The organism is Paenibacillus sp. V4I7, assembly GCF_030817275.1.
Lineage (GTDB): Bacteria > Bacillota > Bacilli > Paenibacillales > NBRC-103111 > Paenibacillus_E.
Map to the genome: position 1 here is coordinate 7,410,364 of NZ_JAUSZD010000002.1, position 19,745 is coordinate 7,430,108.

18 protein-coding genes are annotated in these 19,745 nt (G+C 44.6%); 13 read left to right on the forward strand and 5 right to left on the reverse strand.

Annotated elements, in window-relative coordinates:
• The first annotated feature begins 400 nt into the window (after positions 1-400).
• Entirely contained in the window at positions 401-775 is a 375-nt protein-coding gene (locus QFZ80_RS34645) for a VOC family protein (protein WP_307550791.1), read from the forward strand.
• 15 nt (positions 776-790) lie between these two features.
• Here the strand turns inward: QFZ80_RS34645 and QFZ80_RS34650 are convergent, their stop codons facing one another.
• The 4 genes from QFZ80_RS34650 to QFZ80_RS34665 all read right to left on the reverse strand — a co-directional run bounded on the left by QFZ80_RS34650 (position 791) and on the right by QFZ80_RS34665 (position 3,189).
• The gene (locus tag QFZ80_RS34650; RefSeq protein ID WP_307550790.1) at positions 791-1,162 is read right to left on the reverse strand and encodes a hypothetical protein; all 372 of its coding nucleotides are present in this window, start codon (positions 1,160-1,162) and stop codon (positions 791-793) included.
• A complete protein-coding gene (locus QFZ80_RS34655) occupies positions 1,146-1,457 on the reverse strand; it encodes a hypothetical protein (protein WP_307563251.1) in 312 nt (103 codons plus the stop codon). The genes QFZ80_RS34650 and QFZ80_RS34655 overlap by 17 nt, the downstream gene beginning before the upstream one ends.
• Positions 1,458-1,506: 49 nt before the next feature.
• Complete coding sequence (locus tag QFZ80_RS34660) at positions 1,507-1,890, reverse strand: VOC family protein (RefSeq protein WP_307550788.1); 384 nt, start codon at positions 1,888-1,890, stop codon at positions 1,507-1,509.
• A 135-nt stretch (positions 1,891-2,025) separates the two neighbouring features.
• Positions 2,026-3,189, reverse strand: coding sequence for an iron-containing alcohol dehydrogenase (locus QFZ80_RS34665; protein WP_307563253.1), 1,164 nt, complete (start codon positions 3,187-3,189; stop codon positions 2,026-2,028).
• 334 nt (positions 3,190-3,523) lie between these two features.
• Between QFZ80_RS34665 and QFZ80_RS34670 the strand changes: the two genes are divergently transcribed.
• Together QFZ80_RS34670 and QFZ80_RS34675 are read left to right on the forward strand one after the other, a co-directional pair.
• Positions 3,524-3,919, forward strand: a complete 396-nt coding sequence (locus tag QFZ80_RS34670; RefSeq protein ID WP_307550785.1) for a VOC family protein — start codon at positions 3,524-3,526, stop codon at positions 3,917-3,919.
• 274 nt (positions 3,920-4,193) lie between these two features.
• Positions 4,194-6,008, forward strand: coding sequence for an ABC transporter ATP-binding protein (locus QFZ80_RS34675; RefSeq protein WP_307563255.1), 1,815 nt, complete (start codon positions 4,194-4,196; stop codon positions 6,006-6,008).
• 303 nt (positions 6,009-6,311) lie between these two features.
• On the opposite strand, the gene QFZ80_RS34680 is transcribed toward QFZ80_RS34675, so the two are convergent.
• A complete protein-coding gene (locus tag QFZ80_RS34680) occupies positions 6,312-6,923 on the reverse strand; it encodes an FMN-binding negative transcriptional regulator (RefSeq protein WP_307563257.1) in 612 nt (203 codons plus the stop codon).
• Positions 6,924-7,129: 206 nt separating this feature from the next.
• Between QFZ80_RS34680 and QFZ80_RS34685 the strand changes: the two genes are divergently transcribed.
• The 10 genes from QFZ80_RS34685 to QFZ80_RS34730 all read left to right on the forward strand — a co-directional run bounded on the left by QFZ80_RS34685 (position 7,130) and on the right by QFZ80_RS34730 (position 19,601).
• Positions 7,130-8,116 carry a Gfo/Idh/MocA family protein gene (locus QFZ80_RS34685; protein ID WP_307563259.1) on the forward strand — a complete coding sequence of 329 codons (987 nt, stop codon included), beginning with the start codon at positions 7,130-7,132 and terminating at the stop codon, positions 8,114-8,116.
• A 200-nt stretch (positions 8,117-8,316) separates the two neighbouring features.
• A complete protein-coding gene (locus QFZ80_RS34690; RefSeq protein WP_307563261.1) occupies positions 8,317-9,372 on the forward strand; it encodes an ABC transporter substrate-binding protein in 1,056 nt (351 codons plus the stop codon).
• 70 nt (positions 9,373-9,442) lie between these two features.
• The gene (locus QFZ80_RS34695; RefSeq protein ID WP_307550781.1) at positions 9,443-10,357 is read left to right on the forward strand and encodes an ABC transporter permease; all 915 of its coding nucleotides are present in this window, start codon (positions 9,443-9,445) and stop codon (positions 10,355-10,357) included.
• Positions 10,357-11,151 carry an ABC transporter ATP-binding protein gene (locus QFZ80_RS34700; protein ID WP_307550779.1) on the forward strand — a complete coding sequence of 265 codons (795 nt, stop codon included), beginning with the start codon at positions 10,357-10,359 and terminating at the stop codon, positions 11,149-11,151. The genes QFZ80_RS34695 and QFZ80_RS34700 overlap by 1 nt, the downstream gene beginning before the upstream one ends.
• A 326-nt stretch (positions 11,152-11,477) precedes the next feature.
• Positions 11,478-12,830: a response regulator gene (locus QFZ80_RS34705; protein ID WP_307550777.1), complete on the forward strand. Its 1,353-nt coding sequence runs from the start codon at positions 11,478-11,480 to the stop codon at positions 12,828-12,830.
• A gap of 365 nt (positions 12,831-13,195) precedes the next feature.
• A complete protein-coding gene (locus QFZ80_RS34710) occupies positions 13,196-13,918 on the forward strand; it encodes a HEAT repeat domain-containing protein (RefSeq protein ID WP_307563263.1) in 723 nt (240 codons plus the stop codon).
• Positions 13,911-15,356 (forward strand): glycosyltransferase family 2 protein, encoded by a 1,446-nt coding sequence (locus QFZ80_RS34715; protein WP_307563264.1) that lies wholly within the window; start codon positions 13,911-13,913, stop codon positions 15,354-15,356. The genes QFZ80_RS34710 and QFZ80_RS34715 overlap by 8 nt, the downstream gene beginning before the upstream one ends.
• Positions 15,357-15,412: 56 nt before the next feature.
• Entirely contained in the window at positions 15,413-17,755 is a 2,343-nt protein-coding gene (locus QFZ80_RS34720; protein ID WP_307563266.1) for a hypothetical protein, read from the forward strand.
• A 40-nt stretch (positions 17,756-17,795) separates the two neighbouring features.
• A complete protein-coding gene (locus QFZ80_RS34725; RefSeq protein WP_307550770.1) occupies positions 17,796-18,539 on the forward strand; it encodes a hypothetical protein in 744 nt (247 codons plus the stop codon).
• A gap of 57 nt (positions 18,540-18,596) precedes the next feature.
• Positions 18,597-19,601, forward strand: coding sequence for a hypothetical protein (locus QFZ80_RS34730; RefSeq protein WP_307550768.1), 1,005 nt, complete (start codon positions 18,597-18,599; stop codon positions 19,599-19,601).
• The last annotated feature ends 144 nt before the right edge of the window (positions 19,602-19,745 follow it).

Genomic DNA, 19,745 nt, shown 5'->3' on the forward strand with positions numbered 1-19,745 from the left:
AGCGAAGCACAAGAAAAGGCGAAGAACCCTAGAGGGATCTTCGCTTTTTTTCAATAGGAATTTGTTGAGAATCAATGGATTCCATTGGAGTTTTTACAGTGTTTTTCTGATTCAGGTTGATAAGATAAGTATGCTATTGGAATTTTTCCAATAGAAGTGTCTTAAAAGAGCAATTTAGGGTGAAATCAATGCCCTTCCATTGGATATCTCCAATGAAAGTGCGATTTCCATAGCATGAATAGAAATCTATTGGATATTTCCAATGAAATGAGATATCTAGCTACCTATGCTCCCCTAACTCATTAATTACGAATAAGCAGTGGAATTTATAGGAAGTTATTGATAAAATTAAATTGAAACCATGTTTCACTGCATGAAATTTCTCTTGGAGGGGTTATGTATGAACTTTTCATTTTATGGGATTGACCATATTCAATTAGCGGCTCCTGAAGGCTGTGAGGATGAGGCGAGACATTTTTTCGCAAAATTACTAGGCTGGACAGAAATCCCGAAGCCTGAAAACTTAAGAAAACGCGGCGGTGTTTGGTTTCAATGCGGTATTCATCAGGTTCACATCGGGGTTCAAAAGGATTTTGTTCCTGCTACAAAAGCTCATCCCGCATTTCAGGTAAGCCAATTAGACGAGTTGCAGAGATATTTGGCGAATCATAACATACAAACCATTCCAGATGATGCAAGAGACGATGAGGGAGTAAAACGATTCTATTTGAATGATCCATTCGGCAATCGCCTTGAATTTCTTGAATGGCTTTAACCAGGTATGTGCCTTTTATTGCAGTTCATATTCTTGTTTCCATTTTTGGATAGCTAAAATGAATTCATTTCGATGGTTGCCTGGAAAATGGTCCAATGCCTTATAATTAGGGGCCTCAGCTGTCATTATTTTAGAAACAGGGACCACACGCAGAATTTCTACGATATCGTTTGTTATCCTGAAAACAATTCGGATGCCAGCCTCTTGTAGGTAAATCTCTTTGCAACCTGTGAATTTAGGGTTTGAATTTGAATAATGGCTAAGCTCTTCGCCAACCTCATTCGCTCGGTAACTCAATTCATCGATTGCTTGATTGACTTCATCTAATACGGAAATATCTAACTGCCAATACTCCTGAGCTGCTCCTACATCAAAACGAATAGCCAATCGCTCCTTCGTGTGGTTCTTTGCGGATTTCTTTCCAAATCAAAATAGAGGCAGGGTCTTGCGTGATTCGATCTATTCGTTCATTCAGGATTCGCTCTTCCTCTTGTTGTTCTAGCTGAGTCAGTCGTTCAAACATTTGCTCGAAGTAAGGGTACCCAACCATTACCGTATCGACAACACCATTCTCTGTTATGAATTGGGGTAGATCCTTCGCCTTCCTACGCAGCTCGCCAAATTTTTTGGAAGCCGTGGTGGAACTGACCAATTGATCGGCTGTAAAAGTAAGTTTTTTCATGGATATAGTATGATCCTCGTCGCTTTAAGTATTCAGTAGTTATTACGTGTTATTTACAAACCATAAGCAGGTTACCGTCCGGATCTCGAAAAGCGAACCATTGCTCATTTTGGATCTCCGTAACAAGCTCCACCTCGTTATTTTTCATGAATTCATAAGAAGCTTGAATATTCTCCGTTTGAAACATAAAAGCAGGTGTTTGATAAGTTGGGGGACCACCGGGCTCGTTGCCACCCCACATGGGCATTTGATCAAGCACAAGGGATGTTCCATCCATGGGAAGAGCGTAGAGGTGTCCGAACAAGATATCCCCGTCTGGAGCTACACCAAGTAACTTACAATACCAATCCCGCGCATTCTCAATATTCCGAACAGGAATAAAGGCGTTGCTAATTCGATTCTTAATCGGACTTGACGCACGAACCTCGCTCATATCAACTCAACCTCCATAAAAGGGATAATTTCCCTTTAAGTATTTCATATGAAATCCTGTCTGTAAATGATTTGCAGCTTTTTTCCCGGAAAGAAAAAAGAGTGAACTGACAATACTGTCAGCTCACTCCTAATTTCACAATGACATCCGATAAATGTTCACAACATCTTCGCGTGTCAGCTTCTTAAAGTTGCCAAAGTCCCCGTAAACCATGGCTTTATCGGCCATGAGCTCAATTGTCGAGTCGTCGATGTCGTAATCGGACAGTCGGCTTGGAGCGCCAATGGAGGCGAAGAATTCACGAAGAGCGGCGATGCCTTCCTCCGCAACTTGGCGATCCGATTTGTCTATCGCATCAATGTCAAAGACGTTCTGTGCGAACTGTTTGAACCGCGCCACGTTGGCATTGAGTGTGTAGGTCATCCAGTTCGGGAAGAGGATTGCTAGGCCGCCGCCGTGCGGAATATCGTGAACGGCAGACACGGCGTGCTCGAGATTATGGGTCGCCCAATCGCCGTGAACGCCCATGCTCAGGACACCGTTAAGCGCCATTGTACCGCTATATAGAATCGTTGCACGTTCTTCCAAATCATCAAGATCTCGCAGCAAGCGCGGAGCCGTATCGATCACCGTACGAAGGATTGTTTCACAGAAGCCATCCTGCAATGGTGTATTAGTCGTATGATGGAAATACTGTTCAAACACGTGAGACATGATATCAACCATGCCATATACGGTCTGATTTTCTGGCAAGGAAATCGTGTGAGCTGGGTCGAGAATCGAAAATTTAGGGAATGCGAACGGACTGCCCCAACCGAGTTTCTCTTTCGTCTCCCAGTTCGTAATGACAGAACCGGAGTTCATTTCTGAGCCCGTTGCTGCGATTGTGAGAACAGTTCCCAAGGGCAGCGCACCCGTTGCAGAAGCTTTCCGTGTAACGATATCCCAGAAGTCACCCGCGTACTTCGCTCCTACAGCAATTGCTTTTGCGCAGTCGATAACGCTGCCACCGCCGACAGCGAGAATGAGGTCAATGTTCTGCTTGCGGCACATTTCTACACCTCGATGAACAGTTGTTAGTCTCGGGTTAGGCTCTACACCGCTTAGTTCGAAGATATTTACATCCAAACCTTTCAGCAGATGCATGACGTTCGTATAGATGCCATTCTGCTTAATGCTCCCGCCGCCATAGACGAGCAGCACGTTCTTGCCATATTTAGGTACCTCAGCTGTTAATTTCTCCAGTTGTCCCTGACCGAAATGCAGTGTGGTTGGATTATGAAATGTAAAATTATTCATCGAATTACCTCCTCAGTGAATCTGTAGGTAGAATGTTCTTACCCATTCATTGTATAGAAGAAACAGTGAAAAACAAAGTTTGGACTCTGCTAAGGAATGACGACAGCTCCTGCCTTGGTCTCTTGGCGGACGAAAGGCCGATCTCCCAGCCAGTAGATAGTCCCATTCTGCGTTACAAAATGATGAAAAAAGTAAGCTCTTCCTTCAATTGGGAAATGATAATAAGATGAAGTTATATCAAGAAAAGTTGTATATAAATTGAAAGAGGACTAGAAGATCTGACATACTCGGACTGGAACCAGCTAGGTACATAACCAATTAGGAGGGAAGCAGCATGGCAACGTTAACTCCATACATTTACAGCAGTGATGCAAGAAAACAAGCTGACTTTTACGTGAAGGCGCTAGGCGGGGAAATAGTTAGCCTACGTACGTTCGCAGATATGCCGGATGTGGATGAGTCGATCAAGAATCGCGTCATGCATCTAGAGCTGCAGGCTATTGGCCTTCGTTTCTTCATGGCTGATTCAGGTAAGGATACGGTGGATAGAGGCCAAGGACTTGATTTGACGCTGGAATTTAAGAGCGAAGAAGAAGCGCGCCGTATATTTGATGGACTATCTGTGGGTGGCGTTGTGAAAATGCCTTTCGAACGCATGTTCTGGGGGACGGTGTTCGGTCGTCTGGAAGATCCTTTCGGTGTGATCTGGCAGATAGCAACTGAATCGTAATCATCCCATGAAAACGATGCCAAATAGGCAGGGGTACACCGTTGGGCAGACGGCGAAAATATGTCAGACCTCGATCCGACGCCGCTGTGTACAGCACTTACCGAAACAGTAGCTTACTATCGCGAGAGCGCAAAGAAATAGGAGGCTGCTTCTCCGCCTGAGGGCCGATGGGATCTTGTTTATATTCCGTTTAAAATAGAAGTGTATGATACCTAGGTAAGGAATCATACCAGAGAGACGGATGAACATCCAATCGGTAAAGGAGTAGAGATAGATGGCAACTACAAGGAAAGAAGAGCCTAAGGTTAAGAGCAACTGGCGCGGATTCGCTCGGTTGCTCGCACAAGCTAACCCGCCTAAGCTCGTATTAAGCATAGCATTAGGGTTAAGCATTATTTCAACATTGGTGGGATTGGTGATCCCGCTGTTTACGAAGAATGTCGTCGATAGCTTCTCGATTAGTTCCCTGAATTGGGCACAAATTAGCGGTATGGCCATCGCTTTTGTTGCATCGGCTGTAGCTGCCGGGATTTCGGTGTACTTACTGAACTTTGCGGGACAGCGCGTTGTGGCAGGCATTCGGGATCGTTTGTGGAAGAAGCTGCTCGTGCTGCCGATTAGCTACTATGATAGCCATCAGACGGGAGATACCATCTCTCGGATGACGAATGATACGGCGGTCATTAAGGGACTCATTGCCGAGCATATGGCGGGTTTCGTCACGGGGATCATCTCGATCATTGGATCTATTGTCGTTCTTCTATTTATGGATTGGAAAATGACGCTCATCATGTTCAGCGTATTCCCGATAGCCTTCGTCATTCTTTTTCCGCTGGGGCGGCAAATGTACAAAATATCCAAAGGCATGCAAGCCGAGACAGCTGGTTTCACCTCCGTGCTGAATCGAGTGCTATCGGAAATGCGCTTAGTAAAGGCAGCCAATGCCGAGCCAGTTGAGTATAAAGAAGGTGCTGCAGGGATTCAAAGGCTTTTCAAATTCGGGCTTAAAGAGGGCCGAATTCAAGCATTAATGGCACCGCTGGTCACCTTTGTCATGCTAATGCTGTTTGTCGTGCTTTTCGGGTATGGCGGCATGCAGGTTGCCTCCGGGGCTATTTCAGCTGGTCAGCTCGTTGCCTTCATGCTCTATTTGTTCCAAATTGTAGCGCCGATTACGCAAATTACACAGTTTTTCAATCAGGTACAGAAGGCGATGGGGGCGACCGATACGATCCTCAAGGTACTCGACTACGAAGAAGAGAATCCGCATGCTGGAGTACACGTCACGAATGCTTCGCAGTCGATTCACTTCGATCAGGTATCTTTCAGCTACAAAGAAGGGGAGTCTGTTCTGAAAAATGTCAGCTTCACCATGGAAGCAGGCAAAGTAACGGCAATTGTAGGACCGAGCGGGAGCGGTAAGACGACGATGTTCTCTCTTTTGGAAAGATTTTATACGCCGCAAAAAGGTTCAGTCGCGTTGGGGGCTGACCGAATTGATCAATTCTCGCTCATCTCTTGGAGGAGTCAGATTGGCTATGTTTCGCAGGAGAGCCCGCTGATTGCAGGCACGATTCGGGACAATATCTGTTACGGTTTGCAGCATGAAGTGACGCTGGAGGAGCTGAAGCGGGCTTCACAGATGGCATATGCCGATGACTTTATCGAGGACCTTCCGCAGAAGTATGAGACCGAGGTCGGTGAACGCGGCATCAAGCTGTCAGGTGGACAACGGCAGCGGATCGCCATTGCGCGAGCCCTGCTGCGGGATCCGAAGATATTGATGCTGGACGAAGCGACATCGAGTCTGGACAGTAAATCGGAGGTCGTTGTACAGCAAGCGCTGCAAAATTTGATGCAAGGACGCACTACGCTGGTGATTGCGCATCGCTTATCGACGGTAGTAGATGCCGACCAAATTATCTTTCTGGACAAAGGCGTCGTGACGGGCAGTGGGACACACAAGCAGTTGCTGGAGTCCCATGAGATGTACCGCGAGTTTGCTACGCAGCAGCTGCAGCTGCAAGTGCAGACGTCTTTAGATCACTCGCAGTTGGCATCCGTGTCATCTACCGAGGTTCATTCCTAAAATAGGAAAGCTGGTAGTAGGCGAAAAGCGTTTCAAGCCCTTAACTTCGGGGTTTGAAACGCTTTTTTTAATGCTATTCCCACCCTCAATGGCTATTTTGCAAGCTGTTGTTGCAGTTTGTACAACAATTCTGATCCATTTGTGGCAAATATGCCTATATGGGATCCCGATTGTTGTAGATTTTACAACATTGAAGCGAGAGAAGCAGGATATAGGTAGCAATTGCTGCACTTCCTACAACATCAATACACTGTGAGTAAGGAGTCCTTATTAAATTCACCGGTTCACTTTAAGGAGAGAGGTTCAAGCTCTAAGATTATCTCTCATAAGAGAGGCAATTTTACGTTCATCTTCACCAGCCATTGTTTCTAATCGTTTTATAACAAGCTCTTGTCGTTCTGCTGGCTGGTTTTGACTCAATTTTGCCTTACCTTCGATGCGAGTAATTCTGATTCTAAATCCTTGTATACCTTTACTCAGACCTGCTAAGTAACTAGCATCTACTTGGTCTAATTGATAGGAACTGCCCGGTTCTTCATATTTTAAAACCAAATCAGTTAACGAGCTCATCACTTCTTTTACATCGTCTACAAGCTCAACCTGGCCATATACATGAACAGCTGCATAATTCCAAGTGGGAACTGTAGTGGGTGTCTCATACCAAGAGGGAGAGATATAGCAATGCGGACCATGAAAAATCGCTAAGACTTCCTGCTTTTCGATATCTTTCCATTGCGGATTAGGGCGTGCAAAATGTCCAAATAAGTATTCTCTATTCTTATCCAATGATAAGGGGAGGTGAGTTGCGAATGGACCGCCTTGATGAAGAGAAATCAGTGTAGCAAAGCTATTTTGCTCGATAATATCGTAAGTAATTAAGTCATCATTTATTTCGAAGTGTGATGGAATGTACATATATATTCACCTGCCTAATTGGTTTTAATAAATTATAGCCATTCAAATGGCTTAGAAGAAGTGCCAATTTATAATAAATCGATTGGACCAATGATGTTGTCAGCTGCATTTTATAAGAAAAGGTCACAAGGAGGAGGCGATCTCGTGTCGAATATGTATGATAAAATCTTGTATCACTGTGACCTGTTGGGAGGTCTGGAAGAAAGATGGATAAGGTGCGATGGGGCATTATTGGTTGTGGGGATGTGACTGAGGTCAAGAGCGGTCCTGCTTTACAAAAGGCGGAGGGCTCGGAGCTTGTCGCTGTAATGCGAAGAGATGGAGCGCTAGCTGAGGATTACGCCAAAAGGCACGGAGTTGCTGCTTGGTACGATGATGCGGAAGCGCTGGTCAACGATCCGGATGTCAATGCGATCTATGTGGCGACACCACCAGGTTTTCATCGAGAATATGCGCTGCTGGCAGCACGGGCGGGGAAGCCTGTTTATGTAGAAAAGCCGATGGCAAGGAATCATGCGGAATGTTTGGAAATGATAGCTGCTTGCGAAGAAGCAAAGGTACCTTTATTCGTGGCCTATTATCGCAGAGGCTTGCCGAAATTTGTTGAGATCAAGAGATTGATTGACAGCGGTATCCTTGGTGAGGTTCGATTTGTGCAGACGACTTTTCTCCAAACCATGAGGGAAGATGATGGACAGGAGCAGCCGTGGCGGATACGGCCGGAGCTTTCCGGAGGCGGTTTATTCGTTGATTTGGCGAGTCATACGCTGGATGTTCTTGATTATTTACTTGGCCCAATCGGCGAAGTGAAAGGTTTTGCCAGAAATCAGTCGGGGCAGTATCAAGTTGAAGATATCGTGACAACGACCTATGCATTTGAGTCTGGTGTTATGGGTACTGGGATTTGGAGTTTCAATGCTTTCAAGCGCAGCGACGTAACTGAAATTACTGGGAATCTTGGTAAAATTGCATTTTCGACGTTTAGCGATGATATTCGCTTGGTGATGGCAGATGGTCAGATCGAGGAGTATGCTATTCCGTATCCGGATCATGTTCAACAGCCTCTTATTCAATCGGTGGTTGACGAGCTGCGTGGTATTGGTACAAGTCCTAGTACCGGTCGGACTGCAGCGCGAACGAATCGGGTGATGGATGAATTGCTTCGTGATTTTTATGTTCATCAGCAGTCCTGAGCAATCTTCTCCAGATCTTTACAGAAAACATATAAATACGGATAAAACAATTGACGGAAACCCAAGAGCCCTTTAAACTATGGTTAATTAATATGGAGCCTTGGGTATTTCATATCCTCAAACTTTGTCCCGCAAAAGCGTTAAAGTGGTGAGTGAGCAATGAGTCCAAGCGATAAATGGGAACTTAGAGAGGGGTAATTATGTTGAAGAAGAAAGCACTCGTATCATTCGTTTTATCAGCAGCTCTTATGGTCGTAGCAGGTTGTGGGCAGAAGGCAGCTCCGGCTCCGGCAGCAAGTGCTGCGGCTACAGCAACTCCGGCAGCTACGGCAGCCGCGCAAAAGTCTTATAAAGTAGCAATTTCCCAAATTGTGGAACATCCATCTCTGGATGCAACACGTCAAGGTTTCCTAGCAGCACTTAAAGAGGGCGGTATCGTAGAAGGTACCAACTTGAAAGTCGATTTCAACAATGCGCAAGGCGATCAACCGAATAACTTATCCATTGCTCAAAAAATTGCTTCCGCTGACTACGATTTGGTGCTTGGTATCGCAACACCATCCGCACAAGCTCTTGTACAGCAAGTGAAGAAATCTCCAATTCTTTTCGCAGCTGTTACTGACCCGCTTGCAGCCAAAATTGTTAACAATGTGGACAAGCCGGGCGGTAATGTTTCCGGAGCTTCGGACACGAACCCAATGGCTGTTGCGCAATTGATGGATTTCGTTGCTGCGAACATGCCTAAAGTGAAAACAGTTGGTCTTGTTATTAACGAAGGGGAGCCTAACGCTGTTATCATGGCCAAAAATGCAGAGCAAACCTTAACGAAACATGGTATTAAGCTCATTAAAGCGCCGGTTACTAATACATCTGAAGTAAAACAAGCTGCACAATCCCTCGTTGGCCGCGCAGATGCTTTCTTGATTACCCTTGATAACACGGTCGTTAGCGGTGTGGATGGTATCATTCAAATTGCAAACGAAAAACACATTCCGTTCTTCTCCAGTGACCGTGATACGGTGGAAAAAGGTGCTTTTGCAACAGTTGGCTTCAAATACTATGATCATGGCTACCAAGTTGGCCAAATGGCTGTCGACATTCTCAAGAATGGCAAAAAACCAGCAGATATGAAAGTAACTGTTCCTGAAAAAATGGATCTGATCTTAAACCTGAAGGCAGCAAAAGCTCAAGGCATTGATGTAACAGACGCTATGAAAAATGCAGTAAAAGATAAAGAGAAAAACATCATTCAGTAAGGATTAAGACACAAAAGGGGTGAACGTCGCTTTCGTTCACCCCTTTTTTTCAAAGTAGGAGGTTATTCACATGATGGATTCAATGAATGGTGCCGTCGAGCTAGGTCTTCTCTATGCCCTGATGGCGCTTGGTGTTTATATCACGTTTCGCATTCTCGATTTCCCTGATCTTACGGTGGACGGGAGTTTTACAACAGGCGGCGCTATTGCAGCTATCATGATTGCTCATGGCTATTCGCCGCTGCTAGCTTGTTTGGCTGCTTTTGCAGGCGGGCTTGTGGCTGGAGCTTGTACAGGACTGCTCCATACGAAGGGTAAAATTAATGGGCTTTTATCAGGCATTCTCATGATGATTGCCTTGTATTCTATCAATATGCGCATTATGGGCAAACCTAACATCTCGCTTCTTGGGGTGGATACGTTGTTCACCTCGATGTCGCCGATTGCCGTTGTGCTCATTATTGTCATCGTATTCAAATTGCTGCTGGATGCGTTCCTGCATACGGATCTGGGACTTGCTCTGCGAGCAACGGGCGACAATGCGCGAATGATCCGCAGCTTCGGCGCAAATACGGACAATACCACGATTCTAGGCCTTAGCTTATCGAACGGATTAGTGGCGTTATCTGGAGCTCTCATCGCGCAGCAGTCGGGCTTTGCCGACATCTCGATGGGGATCGGGATGATCGTCATTGGACTGGCTTCCGTTATTATTGGGGAAGCGATTTTTGGCGCTCGTACGGTTTTTCAAGCGACACTGGCTGCTGTACTAGGTTCCATCGTGTACCGTATCGTTGTCGCATTGGCACTGCGAGTCGAATGGCTAAAAGCATCAGACTTGAAGTTAATCACCGCTATTATCGTTATTATCGCGCTCGTTCTACCTTCCGTGCAACGAGCCATTAAGCAAAAAGCAACAGCTAAACGGCGCTCAGCTGAACTTATCGCCCTTGCTGTGAAAATGAACAAGGGAGGCGATCGTTAATGCTTCAGCTCTCGAACGTTTCTAAGTTATTTAACCCCGGTTCAGCGGATGAGAAAATCGCGCTAATCGGTATTAACCTGACCCTCAAGCCCGGTGACTTCGTCACGGTCATTGGCAGTAACGGCGCCGGTAAATCGACGCTGATGAACATCATCTCTGGCGTCATGACGCCGGATGCCGGCGAAGTGCGCATTGACGGCGAGGTGATCCACCACCTGCCGGAATACGAACGCAGCCGCTGGATCGGCCGCGTCTTTCAAGACCCCATGGCGGGGACCGCTCCTCGAATGACCATCGAGGAGAATCTCGCCATGGCGTATGCCCGCGGCAAGAAGCGCGGGCTAAGCTTCGGCGTCACCACGCGCAAGCGCGCGCTGTTCCTGGAACAGCTGCAGCGCCTCGGCATCGGCCTGGAGGGCCGTCTGCGCGCGAAGGTGGGCCTGCTCTCCGGCGGAGAGCGCCAAGCCCTCAGCTTGCTGATGGCGACGTTCACCAAGCCGCAGATTCTGCTGCTTGATGAGCACACCGCCGCGCTGGATCCTTCGCGCGCGGAGCTCATCACACGATTGACCGAGGACATCGTGCGCGAAATGAAGCTGACCACCTTGATGGTCACGCACAACATGGAGCAGGCGATTCGTCTCGGCAACCGCCTGATCATGATGGATAAAGGCCGCATCATCCTTGATGTGAGCGAGGAACGGAAGAAGGTCCTCACCGTGGAGCAGCTGCTCGGTGAGTTCGAGCACATCAGCGGTAACAAGTTGTCGGATGACCGCGTGGTGCTGGGTTAAAGAAAGAAAAGCCTTCGGCAAAAGGGATGGATTCCCTGAGCCGAAGGCTTTTTTTTATGAAAATCGAATCATACTGGTGGAAGGAACTTGCAGCACAGCAAATTTCTTTAACGTCATTTTTTTGCGAGACTTACGCAAAATTCACTATTTTTCGACATTTCTATAGGTTATACTAGTTCTAAAGGACTACGTTCGGGTTGACTGTGAACGAGTAGTAGCGTCGGAGAAATTTACCGCTTTCCAAATTTAATTTAAAGGCATAAATTTATCGTACAGTACTTCGTATTTAGGAGAAAATTATGAGCCAGTCAAGGAGTCAATGAAACATGAATGATGTCAACCTAAATTATGAAGCAAAAGACCGTAGTCATTCAACATTTGAAAACCAGCCTCTTTTACTAGTTCTTAATGATGACCCAGAATTTCTTTCCTTTTACAAAGAACATCTGGAGAAAGAAAACGGGATGGTTATTTTCGAATCGGATAACCAGCCGAAAGCCGCGGAACTCTTCTATCAGTTATACCCTGATTATGTCATTATTAACGCAAGCCTAATAGCAGATGATGGCGTTCATGTATTAAATGGATTCGTTCAACTGTGTCAAGATAACCATGTTCCGATCCTGATATCTTTGGATAAGGAAGATTTGAAGCTACGTTACGCATGTATGGCCTTGGCAGATGATGTTATAGGTTCCTGCGTTGATCCCGTTGAATTAGTCACAAGGGTGATCAGAAACTTGAGGAAACGAAACCGAATCTTAGATCAGATTCTTATTGATCCGATGACCGGAATAAAAAATTACAATAATCTTCAACAAGAAGTCGAGCATCAACTTAATGATTTGAAACGCTCCCATGAGCCGTTCGCAATGGTCTATGTACAGGTGGATGATCTCCCTATCGTTCAGGAAACATATGGCTATGCTATAGGACATCAGTTGGTGAAGGAACTAGGGAAATTTATCCAAAAAAGCATCCGACCTGCGGATTCCTTATATCGATTTCATAGAGAAGGATTTGTTCTCGTTCTTCCGAAAACCGTCAAAGAAGACGCTATGAAATTAATGCACCGGTTGATCGAAAGATTTGCTCAGCTCCGTTTCCAGACAACAGCAGGAGAGATCAGCGGTACCTTCTCGGCTAGGGTGTTGGACTTTATGGATCCCTTACAGACCATTGAACAATGTTTAACACTTATGACTTTTCCGAAGGATCAGGCTGTTGCCGACAGGAAAGCGTGGGTTATGGACGGAACGGCGACTTTCACCTCCATCACATTGAGGAAGCTGAAAGTCGGAATTATTGATGACGACAGGTTAATTCGTGAAATGTTGAAGCATCAATTAGAGGATATCGCGGATCAAGATTTTGAGGTAGAGATTAGAGCGTATCCGGACGGAGAGGAATTTTTCAACGACCCTTGGCATCGCCAGAATGAACGATTTCTTCTCATTATTGACAGAATCATGCCTAAGATGGATGGTTTGGAGGTTCTGCAGAAGATCCGGACGCAATACGACCGACGCAGGTATTTGTGCATGATGTTAACCAGCAGGGATTCCGAAGAGGAAATCTCAATGGCGATTCAAAGAGGCGCCAATGATTATATGGTCAAGCCATTCAGCATTAAAGAGCTGCGCGCCCGAATAAGACGATTAATCCGGGGGACGCGATGATTAATCTCTTCACTGTCATAGCACTCACGGTCGTTTTCTTTCTGCTGCTATGCTTTGTTTATATATATTTGGTTTTGAGAAAAATAAGGACCAACCTGTTTCAGAAACGGAAAAAGGCATGGCTGGAACAGATCATGAACGAGCTTCAAGGATACTTTGTCGCTGGGAAGAGGAATTATTCCTTAATAAGCCGTCGGTGTCGCCCAATTGAACTTTATCAGTTTGAAGCCCTTGAAGACTTTTTCGGCGATTTTCTGAGTAATTTCAAAATCGAGCCTAGTTTTAATCCGGTAAAACCGTTTGTCGAGGAATATTTTGTTCCGTGGTACAGAAAAAGGCTTTTTCATTCCAAATGGAGTACCCGAATGAATACGCTGTATTTTATCGATCTTTTAAAGATTGATAGGATGCAGGACGATTTATTGAAGCTGTTAGAGAGCAAGAAGTGTTCATCGGAAGAGAGATATCAGATTTATCTCCTTTTGGCCGATTTCGGATACATCCATCTTCAGGACCTGTTTAAGGAATCGAAGGGGCTTCCTCCTTTTCTGTTAAACGAGATGATTAGCCTGGTTATTACTACAGATAATTTTGAGAGCTATGTAGATATTTTCTATGATCTCCCTTATGAATGGCAGTTAAGTATGTTAGACGTATTTAGAGATAAAAATTTCCGCTCGTTGAAACTTCAAGAATTGCTGGAAAGCTTGTTAAATGCAACCGATCAGGAGAAGAGGGTGCGGGCAACCAAAACAATTGCGAGCCTTGGTTATATTAGCTCTCCTGACGTAATTACGCAGATTATTGATGAGCAGTCCCAAATGGAAGAATGGCAGAGCCCGCAGTACACGGGGGAAAAACTGATGTATGTCAGGCTCATGGGAAATATAAAAACAGAACGTTTTTTGCAGTACCTAGAGCTGTTCATCAGCGATAGAAGTTATGTCATAAGATCAGAGGCTGCCAAATCCATTCGAAAATACAAGAATGGAAGGGATATCCTTCACTCTATTAACACGAGACACCCTGACAGTTATGCCAGAAACATTGCTAAGGAATGGTTAGAGAGGAGCATGGATTATGAATAATTATTGGGATCTTGCTGTTTTTCTCTTCCGGATCGTGAATCAAGTAATCTTTTTTTATCTTGTATTCGTTTGTTTTTTTTATTTTATCCTTTTCTTTCTAGCTTTCAATCGGTTAAAGCGAGAACGTGGCCTTCATAATGTAGAGCCTTATAAGAAAGTCAAAAAATCTGCGTTCACTCCTCCCTTATCAGTTCTGGTTTCGGCTTACAATGAAGAGATTGGAATTATCGGTACTGTACTATCACTAGTCACAGGAAGCGGACGATTGGACTATCCCGAATATGAGGTCATCGTGGTCAATGATGGATCTAAGGACCAAACTATGCAAAAAATGATTGAACGGTTTAAAATGGTACCCTTGAAAGATAAAGTATTTCAAAAACGCAACGGAATCGAAACCAAACCGATCAAAGCGGTCTATAAGTCGGAAATTTATCCTCAATTATTGCTTGTTGACAAAGCAAATGGTGGAAAATCGGATGCATTGAACGCGGGCATTAATCTTTCTAAATATCCGTATTTTGCTTCTATTGACGGAGATACCATATTGGAACCGGATTCTTTCCTCAAGATTATGAAGCCGATCATAGAAAATACCGAACAGGAAATTCTCGCTGCGGGAGGCAATGTGCTGATTGCGAACGGAAGCACGATCGTTCATGGGCAGATGAAGGAAATGAGGCTTTCCAGGAATCCTTGGGTCATTATGCAAACAATCGAATATATGCGCGCTTTCCTTATGGGGAGAATCGGATTGAGCAAAAATAATCTTCTTCTCATCATTTCCGGCGCATTCGGGGTATTCAAAACAGCAAGAGTCATTCAAGCGGGTGGCTATAAGCTGGGAACAATTGGCGAGGATATGGAGCTTGTTATTCGTCTTCACAGAATGAACATCGAGAATAAATGGGGAGCCAAAATTGAATACGTCGCGGATCCAGTGTGTTATACCGAAGTGCCTGAGGAAATAAAAATATTGAGGAACCAGCGGGTAAGGTGGCACCGGGGGTTATTCGAAAGCTTGTGGGCTCATCGAAAAATGGCTCTGAATCCAAAGTATGGGAGGATCGGATTAATTGCTATTCCGTATTTCCTTTTCGTGGAATTATTTGGTCCTCTCATTGAAATGATAGGTTATCTTGTCGTATTTATCGGTTGGATCTTGGGGGAAGTCAATATTCAATATTCGTTGGCTTTACTTCTGTTCATGGTTATGTACGGGTCTTTCCTGTCCATGGGCTCCGTGCTTCTTGAGGAATGGAGGCTAGGAAAACATAAGCGGGTATCCGAACTCAATTGCTTATTTTTCTTTGCTTTGTCGGAGGCGTTTTGGTATCGGCCGATTATGACATATTGGCGGGTAAAAGCACTCATGTCAGCGATAATGGGAAAAAAACAGGGTTGGGGCGAAATGAAGCGAAAGGGCGTTTCATCATAGGTATCTGGACTTGTTGAACGATCGAAAGAGAAAAGAAAGTAGGGGAAAGTTTAGGTATGGGGTTGTTTAAAGGAAAAAATGCACTGGTAGTCATTATGTTGGTTCTTGTTCTGGGGGTTCTTGCTTATATTGTGCTGCGAGGAGATAAATATGCAGGACCAATAGCACCTGAAACATCAGTTCAGCCAGTATCGACGATAACACCAGTAACCATAGATGGAGTTAAAGTTCCCGCTAAAGTCGGGGGTTCCTACATACAGATTAACCATAATGGCGAGTGGCAGGATATGATGATTAAAGGTGTGAATTTAGGGGCTACCAAACCGGGATTATTCCCTGGGGAAATGGGGATTGCCAAGGCTGATTACTTGCGATGGTTCAAACAAATGGGGGATATGAATGTAAATTCCATAAGGATTTACACCTTGCATCCACCAGCATTTTACGAGGCTTTGCTAGAGTACAATTCGAAAGCGAACCAGCCCATTTATTTGTTTCATGGCATATGGGTCGATGAAGAGGATATGGTTGCGTCGAAGGATGTATTTATCGGAAATACAGCGGATGACTTTAAGAAAGACATGCAGAATATAGTGGATGTCATTCATGGACAAATCAATCTGCCTGAACGGGCGGGGCATGCCGCCGGTGCATACAAAGCCGATGTCTCCCCTTATGTCGTAGGCTGGATCTTGGGTGTTGAGTGGGACCCGACAGTAGTGGACTCTACCAACAACAAGCATAAGGGAATGGAGAATTATAACGGACGATTTTTTCGGACAGAAAACGCACAACCTTTTGAGATCTGGCTCGCGGATAAAATGGAATCAATCGCCGTGTATGAATCGGATCGTTATCAGTGGCAAAGACCAATCAGCTTCACCAATTGGGTAACAACCGATCTGATGCAACACCCCACGGAACCTAGTGAAACGGAAGATATGGCTGTCATAAACCCGAATCTCATTAAAGAAAATCCAAGCTATAAAGGGGGATATTTCGCTTCCTATCACGTTTATCCTTATTATCCTGATTTTCTCAATTATGAGCCTAAATATACCAATTACATCGATTTTCGCGGTGAGAAGAATAATTATTCCGGTTATTTAAACGATCTGAAACAAAATCACCAAATACCTGTTTTAATCGCAGAATTTGGAGTACCCTCTTCCCGGGGGATGGCCCACCGAAATGTAGCCGGTTGGAATCAGGGGAATCTTGATGAAACGGAACAAGGAAATATCGATGCGAGACTTTTTGAGGATATAAATCACGAAGGTTTGGCCGGTGGATTGCTCTTCAGTTGGCAGAATGAATGGTTTAAGCGAACATGGAATACGCAAGAACTGGATAATAGCGACCGTCGTCCATTCTGGTCTAATATGCAAACCGGAGAGCAGCATTTTGGACTGCTAAGTTTTGAACCGGGTCCAGTTGATAAGTCGATTTATGTGGATGGTGAGACTAGCGACTGGGACTCCAAGAAAATAAATCCGATCCAATTAAATGGCTCTTCCGCTAGTTCAACTAATAATCAAGTCGATGGGCAAGCGTCCCTAAAGAAATTTTATGTCACAAGCGACGAAGGATATGTTTATTTCCGTTTGGATTTCAATAGAACTGAACAGCCGTTAGATTGGTCACAAATAAATACGATGCTGCTGCTCAGTACAATTCCAAACCAAGGGCAGCACCGTGTTCCGGGAGATTCAGATCTCACGATGGAAGAGGGTATAGATTTCGTGATTGATCTGAAGGGGGATAAAACTTCAAGAATTTGGGTAGACAGCTACTATGATACGAATTATTTTACCTATGGGCATACGCTAGGTATGATGCCTAAGCTGGACTATCCCAAGAATAAGGGTAATGGCATTTTCCATACCATGCAGCTGGTCTTAAACAAACCGCTGACGATCCCCAATGTAAACGGGAAGTCCATTGTATTGCCGTTGGAAAGCTATGAAACTGGGTTATTACGTTCAGGGGATGGAAATCCGAATCATCCGAACTTTAATTCGTTAACGGATGTGTCTCTGAATGCCAAGGATCATGTGTTAGAATTACGAATTCCATGGCAATTGCTTAATTTTAGAGACCCAAGCAAACACGAGACTATCGGGGACATCTGGGGTAAAGGACTAGGTGCTTCGGAAATTATAAAAGAAATCAAGATGGCGGTAGTTACCTATAAACAAGATAGGACGCAACAAAAAGAAAGTCTTGGAAGTGGAGCATCTGTCTATACATATCCACAAGTAAGCGATAGTAAGATCAGTTCCTCCGATATGTATCGTTATCAATGGGCAGACTGGGATATCCCGCAATATCATGAGAGATTAAAGAAATCGTACTATATTATGAAAGACCTTTTTGGGAGAATCTCTATAAACCATTAGTTTTGAATCAAGTATCTGAATGAGCAGGGAGGGAGAATGGTTGAAGCAATTGGCATTCAAGATCATGCTTCTTATTGGATGTTTCATGATCATGCTTCCGTCTCTCCCAACTCAAATAGTGAAAGGCAAGGCGGCGATTATTGGAGACAGGGAATCTGCAGCCAAGCAACAGGCGCTAAATTGGTTAAAGAAACAGTTTGACACTGAAGCTCAGCCAACTGAGGTAGCATTTAACCAAACCTATCTTGACGATTATGTCGGGAATGTTTTTGGGACGGTAGCTATAAATACTCTTCCTTATACAGAAGAAATGGATCCCTACGTTTCGACATCCGAAACATACAAACGGGGATATAAAGGAACGGTCAAGGGTCAATGGGGAGGACTATCGTCTGGTCAGATCAACAGCTACTCCATTGCTATTTTCGACAAAACAGACAGGGGGTATAAGATAGCCGCTGCCACTTTAAAAGAGAATGGAACCTGGGAAACGAGCGGCACCGTCACGTTTCGCGGAGAGCCTATTATTGCATTGATGCAAGGTGACCAGCAAATCATTTCCTACACAAAATCAGCCTCCAAAAAGAAAATAAAAGAGTATGAGGTTTGGATTTATTCGGTTACTGATATTCCATATCTTCAAACGAAAGTACCGATTTATGCGGATGGGACTTTTTCCACTCGGGATTCTGTCGAATTTCTCGGTATCGATCTATCCGGATTTTTTCCTCCAGTCAGGAAAGGACAGAAAGTAGCCAAAGTGGTTCGAGTTCATGATGGATAAGTGGTAGGAACTACCGATAATCCGGCATTTCCGCTGGTCAGATCCTATGATGTACCCATGAAAGATCCCATGTATACTTTCGGAATACACAGGCGTAGTTGGATTTATGACGATGCCTTGGCTGTCATTGCATTTACTTTGGGAGATGATCGGAAGCGGGCCTCAACCATATTGAATACACTTCAGCAATTGCAAAAGCCGGATGGTTCGCTAAACATGTCTTACGATACATATGTGGGTGAGACTGGCCCAATGATCAGAAGCGGTTCCTTGGCATGGGTCGGTTATTCAACGTTGGTGTATGAACAAAGGCTTGAGGATCCAAAGTATCGACAATTTGCAGTACACATAGCTGAATACTTACTCTCACTACAAGATAAGAAGACCGGCAGTATTCGCGGCGGTCCGGAAGTGAAGTGGTATTCCACGGAACATAACATCGATAGTTACTTTTTTATGAGGAAACTTGGTACTTTGACAGGAGATTCACGTTATATAACCGCAGCTAAAGAAATAGAAGAGGCTTTGTTAAAATATCATTGGAACGCGGACGAACAACGGTTTAATCAGGGGATCAACGATCCCGCAGGGGCTTTGGATACGAACTCTTGGGGAGGTATCTTTCTTGGTTCCATCGGGAGAAAAGATCTCCAGTTATCGGCAATAAAATATCTTGCAAAATTTAAAGTGGATGATGGAGAAATGGTGCTCAGTGATGATCGGAATCGGTTCAACATGACATATCAGACATCTTCTTCAATTTCAGGGTATAAACCTTATTTAGATGATGAATCTTATCCTGGTGCACCTTCTATCGTTTGGACGGAAGGAACATGGGGAGTCATCAATCTCTTCATGAGAGAAAGTGTAAATACGGATAATCTTCTACAATCGATGTTTACCTTGCAGGACGCTGATCCAAACGGCGGTTTGGTATATACGAATGAGGGGTATGCACCAGAACCGTATGAGTTTCATGCTTGGCCATCAGTTGCTGCTACGGCGTGGCAATTCATTACATTATTTGATCCTCATATCATCTGGGAATATGAGGATGAATAGAGCAGCCTTGCCTAGGTTATTACCTTGGGTGAGGCTGTTTCCTTTTTTTTAAAAATTCTACAAAAATGTAGTGCTAAATCAACTGCGAATGTTCAAACAAACACGTCTTGGGCGGCGAACCTTGCTTTGCATCCAACGCGCGCG